The sequence below is a fragment of the Paenibacillus sp. FSL H7-0323 genome (genome assembly GCF_038002725.1).
GTDB classification, from domain to species: Bacteria; Bacillota; Bacilli; order Paenibacillales; family Paenibacillaceae; genus Paenibacillus_AQ; species Paenibacillus_AQ odorifer.
Genome location: NZ_JBBODB010000001.1, coordinates 695,529 through 708,419 on the forward strand (window position 1 = coordinate 695,529; position 12,891 = coordinate 708,419).

The 12,891-nt window shown below is 42.2% G+C and carries 17 protein-coding genes, 1 tRNA gene and 1 pseudogene; 11 read left to right on the forward strand and 8 right to left on the reverse strand.

The window, feature by feature from the left end; translation table 11 throughout:
- Window positions 1-110: 110 nt before the first annotated feature.
- Entirely contained in the window at window positions 111-1,196 is a 1,086-nt protein-coding gene (locus MHH89_RS03250) for a hypothetical protein (RefSeq protein WP_081392457.1), read from the reverse strand.
- A gap of 408 nt (window positions 1,197-1,604) precedes the next feature.
- Here MHH89_RS03250 and MHH89_RS03255 point away from each other — a divergent pair, with 408 nt between their 5' ends.
- Window positions 1,605-1,910: a hypothetical protein gene (locus MHH89_RS03255; protein ID WP_076219146.1), complete on the forward strand. Its 306-nt coding sequence runs from the start codon at window positions 1,605-1,607 to the stop codon at window positions 1,908-1,910.
- Between the two features lie 356 nt (window positions 1,911-2,266).
- Here the strand turns inward: MHH89_RS03255 and MHH89_RS03260 are convergent.
- A pseudogene (locus MHH89_RS03260) lies at window positions 2,267-3,012 on the reverse strand (dihydrodipicolinate synthase family protein); the annotation flags it as partial.
- A gap of 438 nt (window positions 3,013-3,450) precedes the next feature.
- Window positions 3,451-3,618, reverse strand: a complete 168-nt coding sequence (locus tag MHH89_RS03265) for a hypothetical protein (protein ID WP_254847617.1) — start codon at window positions 3,616-3,618, stop codon at window positions 3,451-3,453.
- A gap of 469 nt (window positions 3,619-4,087) precedes the next feature.
- Between MHH89_RS03265 and MHH89_RS03270 the strand changes: the two genes are divergently transcribed.
- The 4 genes from MHH89_RS03270 (at window position 4,088) to MHH89_RS03285 (ending at window position 4,847) form a co-directional block, all read left to right on the forward strand.
- Window positions 4,088-4,222: a hypothetical protein gene (locus tag MHH89_RS03270; protein WP_256716060.1), complete on the forward strand. Its 135-nt coding sequence runs from the start codon at window positions 4,088-4,090 to the stop codon at window positions 4,220-4,222.
- 119 nt (window positions 4,223-4,341) lie between these two features.
- Complete coding sequence (locus MHH89_RS03275; protein ID WP_175618939.1) at window positions 4,342-4,482, forward strand: hypothetical protein; 141 nt, start codon at window positions 4,342-4,344, stop codon at window positions 4,480-4,482.
- Window positions 4,483-4,537: 55 nt separating this feature from the next.
- Window positions 4,538-4,663 carry a hypothetical protein gene (locus MHH89_RS03280; RefSeq protein ID WP_256716059.1) on the forward strand — a complete coding sequence of 42 codons (126 nt, stop codon included), beginning with the start codon at window positions 4,538-4,540 and terminating at the stop codon, window positions 4,661-4,663.
- A complete protein-coding gene (locus MHH89_RS03285) occupies window positions 4,656-4,847 on the forward strand; it encodes a helix-turn-helix domain-containing protein (RefSeq protein ID WP_076280846.1) in 192 nt (63 codons plus the stop codon). The genes MHH89_RS03280 and MHH89_RS03285 overlap by 8 nt, the downstream gene beginning before the upstream one ends.
- Window positions 4,848-4,986: 139 nt before the next feature.
- Here MHH89_RS03285 and MHH89_RS03290 read toward each other — a convergent pair.
- The 3 genes from MHH89_RS03290 to MHH89_RS03300 form a co-directional block, all read right to left on the reverse strand.
- Window positions 4,987-5,058: transfer RNA gene (locus MHH89_RS03290), tRNA-Val, on the reverse strand.
- A gap of 152 nt (window positions 5,059-5,210) precedes the next feature.
- A complete protein-coding gene (locus MHH89_RS03295) occupies window positions 5,211-5,513 on the reverse strand; it encodes a hypothetical protein (RefSeq protein ID WP_036686108.1) in 303 nt (100 codons plus the stop codon).
- A gap of 162 nt (window positions 5,514-5,675) precedes the next feature.
- Window positions 5,676-6,890 carry a copper amine oxidase N-terminal domain-containing protein gene (locus MHH89_RS03300; protein WP_341086325.1) on the reverse strand — a complete coding sequence of 405 codons (1,215 nt, stop codon included), beginning with the start codon at window positions 6,888-6,890 and terminating at the stop codon, window positions 5,676-5,678.
- Window positions 6,891-7,092: 202 nt separating this feature from the next.
- Between MHH89_RS03300 and MHH89_RS03305 the strand changes: the two genes are divergently transcribed.
- The 4 genes from MHH89_RS03305 to MHH89_RS03320 all read left to right on the forward strand — a co-directional run bounded on the left by MHH89_RS03305 (window position 7,093) and on the right by MHH89_RS03320 (window position 9,355).
- A complete protein-coding gene (locus tag MHH89_RS03305; protein ID WP_076219152.1) occupies window positions 7,093-8,166 on the forward strand; it encodes a site-2 protease family protein in 1,074 nt (357 codons plus the stop codon).
- 99 nt (window positions 8,167-8,265) lie between these two features.
- Window positions 8,266-8,478, forward strand: coding sequence for a hypothetical protein (locus tag MHH89_RS03310; protein WP_076219148.1), 213 nt, complete (start codon window positions 8,266-8,268; stop codon window positions 8,476-8,478).
- A 107-nt stretch (window positions 8,479-8,585) separates the two neighbouring features.
- Window positions 8,586-9,029, forward strand: coding sequence for a GNAT family N-acetyltransferase (locus tag MHH89_RS03315; RefSeq protein WP_341086327.1), 444 nt, complete (start codon window positions 8,586-8,588; stop codon window positions 9,027-9,029).
- 86 nt (window positions 9,030-9,115) lie between these two features.
- Window positions 9,116-9,355, forward strand: a complete 240-nt coding sequence (locus MHH89_RS03320) for a DUF3892 domain-containing protein (RefSeq protein ID WP_036686113.1) — start codon at window positions 9,116-9,118, stop codon at window positions 9,353-9,355.
- A 62-nt stretch (window positions 9,356-9,417) separates the two neighbouring features.
- Here the strand turns inward: MHH89_RS03320 and MHH89_RS03325 are convergent, their stop codons facing one another.
- Complete coding sequence (locus MHH89_RS03325; protein ID WP_076129115.1) at window positions 9,418-10,155, reverse strand: MBL fold metallo-hydrolase; 738 nt, start codon at window positions 10,153-10,155, stop codon at window positions 9,418-9,420.
- A 164-nt stretch (window positions 10,156-10,319) separates the two neighbouring features.
- Here MHH89_RS03325 and MHH89_RS03330 point away from each other — a divergent pair, with 164 nt between their 5' ends.
- Both MHH89_RS03330 and MHH89_RS03335 read left to right on the forward strand, forming a co-directional pair.
- Window positions 10,320-10,874: a copper amine oxidase gene (locus MHH89_RS03330; protein WP_036686116.1), complete on the forward strand. Its 555-nt coding sequence runs from the start codon at window positions 10,320-10,322 to the stop codon at window positions 10,872-10,874.
- 80 nt (window positions 10,875-10,954) lie between these two features.
- Window positions 10,955-11,266: a DUF1292 domain-containing protein gene (locus MHH89_RS03335; RefSeq protein ID WP_036686118.1), complete on the forward strand. Its 312-nt coding sequence runs from the start codon at window positions 10,955-10,957 to the stop codon at window positions 11,264-11,266.
- A gap of 130 nt (window positions 11,267-11,396) precedes the next feature.
- Here the strand turns inward: MHH89_RS03335 and MHH89_RS03340 are convergent, their stop codons facing one another.
- The gene (locus tag MHH89_RS03340) at window positions 11,397-12,872 is read right to left on the reverse strand and encodes an aminotransferase class I/II-fold pyridoxal phosphate-dependent enzyme (protein ID WP_036686120.1); all 1,476 of its coding nucleotides are present in this window, start codon (window positions 12,870-12,872) and stop codon (window positions 11,397-11,399) included.
- Window positions 12,873-12,891 lie beyond the last annotated feature (19 nt).

Sequence of the window (12,891 nt, forward strand, 5' to 3'; positions counted from 1 at the left end):
TCAGAACCATCTGGTGATCGCGTAATACTCACAATTACATTAATAACTGGTCTTGAAAAAGTCAGTGTGGCGGCGGTGCCCCGACTGCTTTGTTTCTGTAACGTTTCCGCTTAATTGGCTTTGTCAGAAGCTTCATAGATTAGGCAGCGAAGAGTCTGATCGGGATAGCGGAACTCCGCGGTATAGCTACTTCCATCTTCCAGCAACAGTTTAACATCCACCATCCCGCGTTTGTTGTTAAACTCGGTATCGGTTAGATAAGCTTTGACAATGGTTCTTGTTTCTCCCTGCTTGTCCGTGATGACCTGCACGGCTTTATGAATCCAACTGGCATCCTTCTGGATGGTGCCGGCTGCGTCGTCGTCGATGGGAGTTCTCTTCAGTGCCAAATTAATGGCTGTCGTATCCTCTACGGCACCGGTTGTTGCATTAATCAACACATCATATTCCCAGAATACCTCGCCTGATCCGAGCAGGGTAAGATTCTTGTAAGGAGCAAAATGAACTGTCCAGGTTGGACGTTTGGTTAGTCCCAGCTCAATTAGCATTCCCGATGTTTTTAGCTTGGACACGTCGGCATCGAACAGCTTGCGCACACTGTCAGAGGCCAGTGCCTCAGCTTCAACCTGGCTGATTTTCTGAGGCTGAAGCTGAGGCACAGTCGGATTTCGTTTGGACACGAAGTAATTCAGCCGGTAGTACCAGTCAATCAGCTGTAACAGTTCCTCATCAGTCATACTCCTCTCCGGGTAGGTGTACGTATTGGTTTCTAAATCTAGATACAAATCTGCTTGTCCAGCCTTTAACGGCAGCTGCTGCTTGGGGCGGAGGCCGTCATACACATACTTATCGTCCAACACTTGTCTGCGGTTGATTTCGGATTGGGTTTCTTCCCGACCTGAAGTATGGGGATCTTCTGCTTTGTCTATAAAGTCATAGATTTGCTGGATTTGCGCTGCTGTCATCTGTTGATACAGGTCTTGTTGTATGGTGGATACTGGCGCCGGCGCCTCCACCTTCAGCACGGGTATCGTGCTTTCACTCAAAGCCAGCCGGTTACTGCCCTGAATTGACGAACTGTTCTTGGCGAAAACTACGGAATTCATCAGGCTGGGGACGAGCAGCGCACTGGCTGCAAGCACACCAGCTGAAAACAGGATAACAACTAATGTAGCGGACCGCTTTTTCTTGTTCAATCGGATTACCTCCATTGGGATCTAAGATGATGAATCTTTATACATCTTAACACCAAGTTATTATAGAATTAGGAGGATAGTTGTTATGGAGTTGTAAAAAGATCGGATACTTCCCCTTCACCAAGGACAGTCAGGAGTTAATCTCAATTTTGTCCACGTTTTTCTTCAAGAGCCACAGCTACAATGCAAGAAGTGTCTTTACAATAAAGATGTGCCAGAAGCGGGAAGTGTTTACTTAGTGTCGTATTTACATCGATGTGATTAGTCATAACTTTTCACCTAATTGGAAGTATGATTCGTGGGATAATTACATGAACAACAATAAAGTTATTAAGATGGACTTTAAAGCAGAAAAACGATTGGTTGCGAAGAAATAGATAGTTCGGAGAACAAGGAGTTTTTGTACTGATGAACAATAAAGATTTTCAATACAGAGAGACATACTTTATTGTGGGGAATCCAGCAATTCTATGGATACTCATACTTGGATTGGTTTCGTTTGGAACCAGATCCAATAGGTCATCTTATAGATTATGGTGGGATTGTAGAGGGGATGCACCGGATCTATTAAACTTGCTGGATCTCATTTTGTTTGGAAGTGATTTGAATTTAGAGCATGCATTCAATAACCTACGATATCACACTTCTTTAATCCGTTTGATCGCCCAAGAAGGAAAAGAAAATAAACCACTCTTAGTTCTTATTGTGAAGTAACCTGAAGAGTCGCTCTCCTGACAAAAACCAACATATGTCTCTCCACTGACTAAATGTATTTGTAGTTGTAATTCTGTTTCAATTGCGTGAAAAATCAGTGTGAGATTCATATTATAGCTCCCTTGCATAAGATGATTATATTCATAAAATACCCACTTCATTGTTAATGAACGCAAAATAGTTGACAATTGACAATGTTGTAATATTTTAAGCGTGATTTTGGCATAAGCATGTCTATAACAAATCCCCCATCAACCTTAAGTGGTAGGAGGGGGATTTGTTGTATTGATGAAAACTAACGATCCTTACCAGTGTTATAGAGCAGCATATATACTTCCAAATGAATTATATTAAGTTTATACAGTAAACTTTAATTCCTTTAGAATGATATTCAGGTGATTCCTAACGGATTTGTTTAATGGTTGTAAAGGCAAGGAAGACTAGGACTTTTAATTAAGCCGATTATTTCAGCAGCTGCTGAAATCACTCGAAGGCTACCATAGCTATTGAATAACTTCCAGATCGGTTCTAGTAATGTTGAAAGGTGTTGTGCTTCTTCTAAATGGCCACTTTGAGTCGTTCTTGTGATATCTAGACATAACCTCGGAAATAAACCACCTAGCACTGAGACCATAAGTCACAACCTGCACTCAAGCCTGGATATGCGGATGGATTCCCGCTTATTCCAAACGTAACATGGAGTGGAATAACAGCTCTGAGTTTTTCTACAGCAATTTTGCTGTGCAGCTCATCACTGAAATGGAAATGTGAAGTGCCGGGATTATCATAAACACAAAGTGGAATGGAGAGTGAACTTGTCACCTGTTCGTATAGAAAAAACACTTCTTCATCTGTTAGCGCCTGAAGGAGATAGGAGCCAAGAGTACTGCACTTGCCCCAGCTTGTTGTGCATCTTCCGCTAATCGAAGTCCTTCTGAAGTTCGAATCGCACTTATGCTTGTCATCACGGGAATCCCTTCAGCAGAACTAACAGCAAGCTCAAGGACACGCAAACGCTCCCCTCTACTAAGAGATACGCATAGTTACCAGTTGATCCCAGTACACCAATTGAGTCTACTCCTGCCTTTACCAATTCTTTAATAAAAAAAGGGACCAATTTTAGAGGCTAGGTGTTGTTAGAAATTATGAGTTGCCACGTTTGTCCCGTAGCGATTTAGATTCAGAACAAACATAAAATAACCTGTCAAGCTAATGCCTGAGTCTATTAGGTGCTTATACGATAAACTCTGTAAATACTGGGCTTCGAAGCATGCCAGATTTGGTCCGGGACTCCAGATGTACAAACTCCGTATCCTTACCTTTGTATATCAAGATATCAAAGATGGCGTAATACGCTGGGAGTGTCCCAGTGAGTTGAGTTATTTTATCAGTTCCTCTCGCTTGAAATCGGCTCATAACAGATTCAAAATCGGATACTCTCAGTACGAAGATACATGGACAGAGAGGGTTAATAACCCTCCTCTCACAAAGGTTATGACGTAGTAGATACATATTGCGACATGAAAAAAGATAAAAATGCTTATGCATCCTTATCTTTTTCAAGTAATTCTATTATTCTGTCTAATTTTTTTTCTATGTTAGTAGTTTTATCTGAAACTTTGTTTTTGGTTCCATAATCACCTTTTAACAGTAAAACCAAGGGAATCGCCAAAACAAATACCAACGGTATTAAAAAAAAATATTGCAAGATAGCACCTCATTAAAAGTTTTTATTTAAGTATAACAAATTTCAAAAAAAAGACTCTCTCCCACAAGGAGGATATAAGAGATAGTTTGGCTGTACTGAACTTATAAAGGGGTTGGATAATCTTCATTTCTTACCCATTAAAGATATACCATAGTAATCCATAAGCTATTCCGAAGTAAGCAATCACACCTAGTAAAGAGATGGATAAAAGAATAGTGATAACTTTCTTGCCGTTCATAAAATTCACCTCTTAATTAATATAGCACGGATTTAGGGAGGAACTGACGTCAATATGGTTAAGATCATCTTTGCTTTTATTCTCTTAGTTTCATTCATAGGGTAAATCGCCGAAATGGACAGAAATAAATTCGGTAGCATGACATGGCAGCAATATGTGTTGCTTCAATAATCGCATTAGCTGCGGTGGTTATTTTTTCATAAAACCCAAATTTGAGAGGAGCAATTATAAATGAAAGCCAACGTAACTACAAAGATCAAGGATATCAAATTTGGTAATAAAGAGGACGTAATCACGTTAACGATCGAGGGCAATATCACAGACCAGCAGGTATCCATCCTGCGAAACATTAAAAATACTGGCTAGCATTCGTAAGCTTCAGCAGCTCGCAAGCTGATCTGGATGATTATACTCCAACACATACGCATCAAGGTATTCGCGGAACGATTGATAATGATGGATCGGTTAATGTTGACTCCGGTCAGATGACGATAGAAGAGGTGACTGAAGAGGAAGACGAGAACGAAGAAAGAGAAGACGATCAGGAAGAACAGGAAGAACAACAGGAACTAAAAGATACAGATGGTCAAATAATTCCTGTGAATAAAGACGATCTGCCGTTCTAAGATGGTACACTCCCCGACTTCGGTCGGGGGATTCTTAACAAAGGGGGATTGCCCAGTGCAACAGATTTTATTGCCTGAGATAGATAGAGAACGGACGCAAGCTGCCGTTGAAGCGGCTCTTGAAAAATATAGGATATTTGAGTTTTTGTCTTTCGAGAAGGAGGAAGAGAAGGGTGATTGAACAAATATATAAGACTACTTCTGATTATCCCTCTGTACTCACAGCGAAGGAAATCCAACAAATACTTGGTATCGGTGAACGTCAAACATATGAACTATTAAACTCGGGTCAATTTCATATCGTGCGGGTCGGAAAGATGATAAAAGTCTCAAAAGATGTATTTCTTAAATGGTTACAGGGATAAAAAAAGTGGTGCCGATTATGGCACCACTTTTGCTTTAGTCTACTACAGGGCACCATAATGGCACCAATTCGTAATTCACTCAAAACATAAACATCCCTAAACAAAAGAAAAAGCCTTATACAATAAGGCTTTTTCAGTATAGGACGGATGGGGTTCGAACCCATGACCCCTACCCTGTCAAGATAGTGCTCTCCCGCTGAGCTACCGTCCTGCGACGAAATTTATAATACCATACGATAGAGTAGGATGGCAATTCTTTTTTATAATCAATATAGATGTAGAGTTGTATTTACTTCTTAATTTTCTCCGATTAAGTAGTTAAATAGCTAGAAAGGGGATGACCCTTCATCCCCCTGCACCGAGTCAGATAAAAAACGGGAGTAGAAATAGACTGCTTATTCCGAAAAAAGGGATACGGCGTGGATAGAAGCGGCGTCTTGGGTAAAAGCCGGGCTGGAACCCGAATTGTCTATAGTTCGACTGCTCGGCAGGCATTCCGTTCATACGATCGACCATTTCATTGCTGGGAACCGCTAGGGTGATATAGTTCTGATCCACGTGAGCGATGAAGCCGTCAAAGGATTGACCATCAGTCGTTACTATACCTACATATTTATTCATGCAATTCCAAGCGACCTGTTGATGAAAATTTGTATTTGATTCCATGGATATCCTCCTCGAATGTTTCAATCCTGATAACAGTCTATGGTCCTTTGCCTACAACGTTCACGGCGTTTGCCTATATGTAGGAAGGTTAATTTTCAGGGATAATCACTGAGGAGGATTCGATTAGTTCTTTAATCTATACACATGCTTGTGCTGTACTTTCTAATCAGTATTATTCTTGGAGTTATTGGAATGAGCTTCAATGGAGTAGATAACTTCTTTTTTGCCAGTAAGCGGAGAGTCATTTATAAAATACAATTTGTCACCGCTCCGTTTTACGAATTTCAAAGTATCTCCTTTAAAAGGAACATCGTTATTTTCCGCATATTCCTGATCCTTTGCTGTGAGTAGCTCCTTATACAAAAGGGTTCGCTCGCCTGTTTGGCGGTCGATTAAGGTTAGCAATCCATTCTGATTTCCACGAAGCAGTATGATTTCTTTATCAATGCTTTCTACATAGTAAGCATCTTCCTCGCCACCCAGCTTTACAAGATCAAGAGTATCTATTACATTGCCTGTGCCGTCTTGGATGAAACGTAAGGTATTACCATCATGCAAGATGAGGTTGCCATCATAAGGTTTGAAATCTGCATCTCCTCTGAACTGGTAAGCGAATGTGGCCTTGCGTAGTAATGCACCATTTTTGAATATGAGTGTGATTTCGCGTGTATTAATATGAGGCTCTCCATAGGAATCAATAATCTTAATGACTAGCAGACCCCCCGCCGTTTTCTCGATCTTCATTCCTGCCCAGTCAAAGTTTGTTTGGAGTGAAGTGAGTTTTATCACCGTATCCTTGCCTTGTGAGACATATAAATCACCATTAGCTTTGACCAGCGTATAGGTACGCCCTCCAAAGGATTCTGTGAAAACATTGTAGGTCTTCAGATCATCTGCTAAAAGTGTGTTCGTTGTGGAGTCCAGACGGAGATGGCTGCCTTCGAAAGCCTTAACGATAAAACGGGCCGGCACATATATCCCATCTTCTTTGGATTTAAAAGGTATTCCTCCTAGATCTACCGCTTTCCCGTCAAGCACGCCAGTTTGACTCCCGATTCGAACAGCAAAACTTTTAGTCCAGCCTTTGAACAGAGCACGTTTGCCGGATTTATCCCATTCCATTTTTAAGCCAGCTTGTTCAGCGATCCCCCGAACATCTACGTAGATTACACCATTTTTGAGCAGCGCAGGTCCGCCTATGTTTCCACCAGGAATGCCAAATTGGTAGTATACTTGCGAAGTACTAGCAGAGGAAGCTTGGGCAAGCGCAGAGGACTCCGATACAGTTAATGAAGAGCTTGCTGACATGGTGGTAGGGAGTAAAAGTGTTGAGAGCATTAAGACGGATAACCAAGCTTTGGAGTGAAAAGAGAGCATATGAACCAACCCTTTCTTTATCTGGCAGTAAAATTTATCCAAGATAGTTGGTTTGACGCTGAAACGTTTCTAAAAGTTGCGTCGTATACTTTCCGAAGGGCTCACTGTAGAAATATATTTAATGCTACTATGATAAGATAGATGGAACTGTACAGTAGTTTCTTAAAATTGAAAGATAAAGGAGCTTGTGATCTTGCCGCAAATGCAAAATGAGCAGAAAAAGAATACTTCTACTCCGCTGAAATGGTTGGGGGGCGGAGCCGCCATGCTCCTGTTAAAAGGAAAGGCGATTTTGTCTCTGCTGAAAATAGGTAAAATTGCCGGGCCGTTAATTTCCATGATGGTTTCGATAGGGGCATATGCTTTGATTTATCCGTGGGGGTTTGCTATAGGTATCGTCCTGCTTTTGCTTGTTCATGAATTGGGACATGTCATAGCCGCTAAGCGGATCGGGTTACCCGTCAGCGCTCCGTTATTTATTCCTTTTTTAGGCGCGTTAATTACTATGAAAAAACATCCGCTGGATGCGAAGACAGAAGCGTATGTTGCTTTTGGCGGACCGATTCTGGGTACTATTGGGGCTACTGCTGTGTTTGGAGCGGCATATTATATGGATAGTCCACTTCTTTATTCCCTGGCTTATATAGGCTTATTGCTTAATTTGATTAACCTGCTGCCAATCCATCCGCTAGACGGTGGACGTATTGCTACCGCAGTTACGCGCTGGCTGTGGCTTGTGGGTCTGGTGGGTGGCTTAGCTATAATCGTTTACTTGCGTTCGATTTTGTTCTTTATCATCTGGGCAATGTTTGCTTACGATCTGTATAATAAATATGTGAAAAGACGTAACAACAACCGGCCGCAGTCTGTCACTAAGGGGTTCTTAATTCCCGTGGAGCCCTTGCGAGAGGCGGGTTACATGATTCCAGGAGCTGAGCATCGCCGGGATTTACCTTTTACTACCTACAGTGATCTAGAGAGACAGCAGTATGTTGTGGTCAGATGGGACCAGCTGAATTATTATGGCAAAGCTACACTGCCACAGCAATGTATTATTGAAAAGGTAAGAATTTCGCAGCTGGAGCAAGTAACGTTAGAGAATGGTCTTCATTTAAAAATGCAATGTGACATCAGCTGTACCGTGCACGATAATGATAAGTATTACGATGTGCCAGCCAGTACACGCTGGAAATATGGAACAGCTTATTTTGTTTTAGCAGGCTTTTTGGTTGGGATGATGTATCTAGTCCATTTGGTTGGAAACGTCAATCTCTAAGAGGGCAACTGGAATGAATAGCTCCTATTGTTTATAAAGCTCCTGAATCGTCAAAGCTGTAGTGAGTATAACTGCAGCTGCGATGAAAGGAGCTTTTTTATGTCTAAAATTGTGAAATGGGAAGTCGGCGTTTGCCTAGTGTTACTGCTGGGTGTAGTGGGGTGCTCTACGGTGAAACCCGCAAAAGTTATCGAAATCAATGAGATGACCAATCTGGATGGCAAATCTAAAAGTCAGTATCCTCCGTTGTCACCTGTGATGCAAGACGTATATAACCGTTCAATCCCTGAAGAAGTATATTCTGTGGATTAGTCTACTGAGAGGTTACGGATTCCATGTGTAGGCTTTTCTTTCTTGTCATTATTTTATATAATAGACAACTATCGTTGGCTACATAGAGAGAGGAGTTTGCAACTAACATGGCGGCAGAAATCTTACGGGTAACTACAGAGGAACAGCTTCAGATGGGGCTGGATATCCGTACTAAAGTATTTGTTAAGGAACAAAAGGTACCGGCCGAGGAAGAAATTGACGAATATGATGCCATCAGTCCGAATGCGCACCATATTCTGATTATAGATGAAGGGATACCTGTAGCAACGGGTAGATTGATCTATTACAAAGCAGGTACGGCTAAAATGCAGCGCATCGCCGTATTGAAAGACTATCGGGTCAAAGGATACGGACGTGTCTTGTTACTGGCGATGGAAGAGCTTGCTCGGGAGCTTGGACTGGAAACTTCAATTCTAGATGCTCAGTGTCAGGCAGAGAATTTCTATAAGAAACTCGGCTATGAAGTTATTTCTACAGAACCATTTTATGATGCAGGTATATTACATGTACGTATGCAAAAAATGCTTTAAAGATTGGCGCACATAATTATTGGACGCTCTACGCAAGCTAGGATGTGCCGAATGATGGCAAATCCAAGTGCAAGGGGCGAACTTAAGTGCCAAATAACGAACGTGAATCTTTCGTAGCTGTTCAAAAAAATGGGGATGGCGATTTAACAAGCTTCCAGACCTCTACAGGACGTGTGCTGGCGTATGACCAAGCCCTGCAAGAAGTACAGGCCGGAAATATTGCCGGAGTGAACGCTTTTAAAGGTAAGGATGGAGAAACTTATATTCGCGGAGATGCGGATGGAGATCCAACTAACAATCTGGATAATTTGCCGACATTTTCATAGTTCAACACGAAAAGCCGTACATACGTCTACAGACGTTTATGTACGGCTTTTTTTTGTAAAGATCAGAGTTTATAGTTCACATGCTGCTCTAAAAATTCCATCTCTCCTGTAAGTCCGACGAAATCTGGTTGTTCATCGCTATAATGCATGAGCTTGATCCGCTCGCGAACATCTTTAGGCAGAGACATCAGCTCTTCCAGCGTGGTGTGAACAACGCCTGTTCCACCTAGTTGGCAGTCATGCAGGATGATCCGGATCCCGCGCTCCCGCACAAGGCTAATCAGTAGATCCGGCTGAAAGGTCATGTCCGCACTATAAAAAATCTCGTTGTTTATTAGAAGGGAATAACTGTTTTTGCCGGGAATATGCGGTGTTTGTATGATCTCTAATGAAAGAGTAGGAGAGAGCTTGTAGGTATTTTCAGGCTGCATGGGCTTAACATCGAAGATATCAGATAAGGAAGACACAGCATCTTCTTGGTATAGACCTCCCTTTAACGTATTGTTCCACAAGGGCTCTATAAGTGTCTCCGGAAGAAGTAAGGTCATTTTTTTACCGTGCACATGCTTTAAGGTTAGCGCAAGCTCTTCCAGCCCTCCAACATGATCTGCATGAATATGTGTAATGAGCGTAGCATTTACGTCACTGAAGGATTTTTCAAGTCTATGCATGGCAAGCGGGGCTGTTATCCCGCAATCAATCAGCAGGGTGTAATTTTCATCTAGCAGCAAGCCATTGTTGTTAAAATATTTTTTCGCAAAAGCATTGCCTGTTCCTAGCATTTGTAGGCTTAGACTCATAAGAAAGAACCCTCCTGAAATCGGTTATAGCTAATGTTTCTACTTCGAATAAGACCATAATATCATTTTTCGCAAGATCAATGAAATATTTACCTGAAATCAGCGCAACTTGCTGAAACAAAGTAAGTATATATTAACAGCATGAATTATCTGGAGGGTCTCAAATGAATAGATGGAAAAAAATCACTTTGTGCGTGTTTGCTTTTTCCTTAATGGGTGGCTCATTATTATTCGCCGATTCCGTTAATCAGAAAATTAGAGTATGGAGCAACGGAAAAGAAATTGTAGACGGCGGTTATCTAATTGATGGAAAAACGTACATTCCTGCTAGAGAAACAGGCGGGGTTGTTACTTGGGACGGTTCTGGGAAAGTTACGATCCTTAAACCTAATGTCCATATTGTACTTTTTAAAGGGGATACGGTTTTTGGCAATGTCAATGTAGGCAAGCTGAAAATAAAGATATTAACTCAGGTAGATAGTCTGACCGAAGAGATTTCAGCTGTGAAAGTGGCTATGACAGATCCGTCTGGAAACGTTAAGGATATTCAGTCACAGGTGCTTGAAGGCTCGCAGAAGGATAATTTCTGGTTTCCAACCTCGGAGTTTACTTATGATTTTAAAGAAGCGGGCAAATATCGGGTAGGCTTCTATATTAAGCCCTCTAAAAATGCCGATTACGTACTTGTGTCGGAGAAGGTAATAACAGCGTTAAATTAGGTGTTCTAAATTGACCTGAACTAATCTAACGTGGTACGATACCAGATGTAGGATAATACAATTCAAAGTGAGGTATTACAATGAGCGATCACAAACATGAGCATGGTGAAGCATGCGGTTGCGGGCATGATCACGACCATGAGCACGAGGAGTTTGTGCTGACCTTGACGAACGAGCAGGGCGAAGATGTGGAAATGGTGCTTGTAGAAACGTTCGACATAGGCGAGAAATTATATGCTCTGTTGTTAGAGCGCGAGAATCCAGAAGCAGACGGCATTATTCTGCGTATGGAAGAAGAAGACGAAGAAATGGTATTGTATAATATCGAAGATGAAGAAGAATGGAAAGCTGTTGAAGAAGCTTACAACAATCTGCTTGCTCAGCAAGAATAGATTCTAGCGACTAAACTTAAGCTGTTCTATGTGAATGGAACAGTTGATGCTTATATACAGAAACCCGATACTCATTATGGTATCGGGTTTTTGTATAAATGATTTAAGTTTTTAAGGAAAAAGATAGATCTTAGGATATAGGATCGGCTTCAACAATCACCTTAACATTAGTGATGCTGCGGTCCTCAGGCCCTTTAACCGGCAGGCCGATTTCGACGTGGTCGATAATGTAGTCGATATTATCCTGAGTAATGACTTCGCCAGGGAGGAGAATCGGTATCCCCGGTGGATATACATAGATAAACTCTGCAATGATGTATCCAGCAGATTCGCGGAACGGAACTAACTGAGTGTCAGCATAAAAAGCATCTCTTGGAATTAAAGCAAGCTGCGGGATTTCTGGAACCTGAACCTTCAGTTCATAGATTTCACCCTTGCTATAATGGATAGCGGATAGCACCCGTAAAGCAGCTAATAATTTATCTACTGATTCTTGAGTATCACCTGGGGTAATAAGGCAAAGAATATTATACATGTCACTCAGTTCAACTTCGATGTTGTATTTCTCACGCAGCCAGTTTTCGGTTTCGTAACCAGTGATCCCTAAATGGCGAACGTGAATGTTAAGTTTGGTTGGATCTAGATCGAAAGTTGCTTCTGTTCCAAGTATTTCTTTACCAAAGCTGTACAAGCCTTCGATAGTGTTAATAGTCTCGCGTGCGTAGTTGGACAATTGGATGGTTCTTTCCGCCATTTCATGTCCGTTCAGCGCGAGATTGCGTCTAGATGTATCGAGAGACGCTAATAAAATATATGAGGTTGATGTTGTAGTCAGCATGCTCATAATGGTCTGCACCCGTTGTGGGTTAATCAGCCCAGTCTTCGCATTTAGATTCAGTACCGAGCTTTGCGTCATGGAACCACCAAGCTTATGCACACTAGTGGCAGCTATGTCCGCACCGGCCTGCATGGCCGACACCGGCAGATCCTCATGAAAATGAATCAGTACTCCATGTGCCTCGTCCACCAGAACGGGTACCCCGTAACGGTGAGCCAGGTCGACAATCGAACGCAGGTCGGCACATACGCCGAAGTACGTTGGATTGATAACTAGAACTCCTTTAGCGTCTGGATGACGCTTTAACGCTCGTTCCAGCGCACTGGTGGTTATGCCGTGATCTATCCCGAGATTCTCATCCTGTACAGGCGAGACGAACACAGGCTTGGCTCCGGAGAAGATAATGGCCGACATTACGGATTTATGAATGTTACGCGGCACAATTATTTTTTCACCCGGTGAGCAGACAGAGAGGATCATCGTCATGATGGCATTGCTCGTGCCCTGTACGCTAAAATACGTATAGTCGGCGCCGAAAGCCTTCGCAGCCAGCTTTTGAGCCTCCTGGATTACGCCAGTTGGCTGATGTAGATCATCAAGCGGTGCGATGTTGATTAGATCTATGGATAGAGCGTTATCGCCGATAAACTCACGGAATTCGGCATCGGTTCCTAGCCCCTTCTTATGCCCGGGAATATGAAATTGAACTGGATTGCCGGCGGCATGCTTTTTTAGAGCTGTGAAGAGGGGAGTACGGTGTTGATTCATTTAATGCTGTCACAACCTT

What these genes read in the sequence shown, in the direction of transcription:
- MHH89_RS03255 (WP_076219146.1), top strand. Translation starts at nt 1,605, where the DNA reads ATGAACAATAAAGATTTTCAATACAGAGAGACATACTTTATTGTGGGG.
- MHH89_RS03270 (WP_256716060.1), top strand. Translation starts at nt 4,088, where the DNA reads ATGAAAGCCAACGTAACTACAAAGATCAAGGATATCAAATTTGGTAAT.
- MHH89_RS03275 (WP_175618939.1), top strand. Translation starts at nt 4,342, where the DNA reads ATGACGATAGAAGAGGTGACTGAAGAGGAAGACGAGAACGAAGAAAGA.
- MHH89_RS03295 (WP_036686108.1), bottom strand. Translation starts at nt 5,513, where the DNA reads ATGGAATCAAATACAAATTTTCATCAACAGGTCGCTTGGAATTGCATG.
- MHH89_RS03300 (WP_341086325.1), bottom strand. Translation starts at nt 6,890, where the DNA reads ATGCTCTCTTTTCACTCCAAAGCTTGGTTATCCGTCTTAATGCTCTCA.
- MHH89_RS03305 (WP_076219152.1), top strand. Translation starts at nt 7,093, where the DNA reads ATGCAAAATGAGCAGAAAAAGAATACTTCTACTCCGCTGAAATGGTTG.
- MHH89_RS03310 (WP_076219148.1), top strand. Translation starts at nt 8,266, where the DNA reads ATGTCTAAAATTGTGAAATGGGAAGTCGGCGTTTGCCTAGTGTTACTG.
- MHH89_RS03315 (WP_341086327.1), top strand. Translation starts at nt 8,586, where the DNA reads ATGGCGGCAGAAATCTTACGGGTAACTACAGAGGAACAGCTTCAGATG.
- MHH89_RS03325 (WP_076129115.1), bottom strand. Translation starts at nt 10,155, where the DNA reads ATGAGTCTAAGCCTACAAATGCTAGGAACAGGCAATGCTTTTGCGAAA.
- MHH89_RS03330 (WP_036686116.1), top strand. Translation starts at nt 10,320, where the DNA reads ATGAATAGATGGAAAAAAATCACTTTGTGCGTGTTTGCTTTTTCCTTA.
- MHH89_RS03335 (WP_036686118.1), top strand. Translation starts at nt 10,955, where the DNA reads ATGAGCGATCACAAACATGAGCATGGTGAAGCATGCGGTTGCGGGCAT.
- MHH89_RS03340 (WP_036686120.1), bottom strand. Translation starts at nt 12,872, where the DNA reads ATGAATCAACACCGTACTCCCCTCTTCACAGCTCTAAAAAAGCATGCC.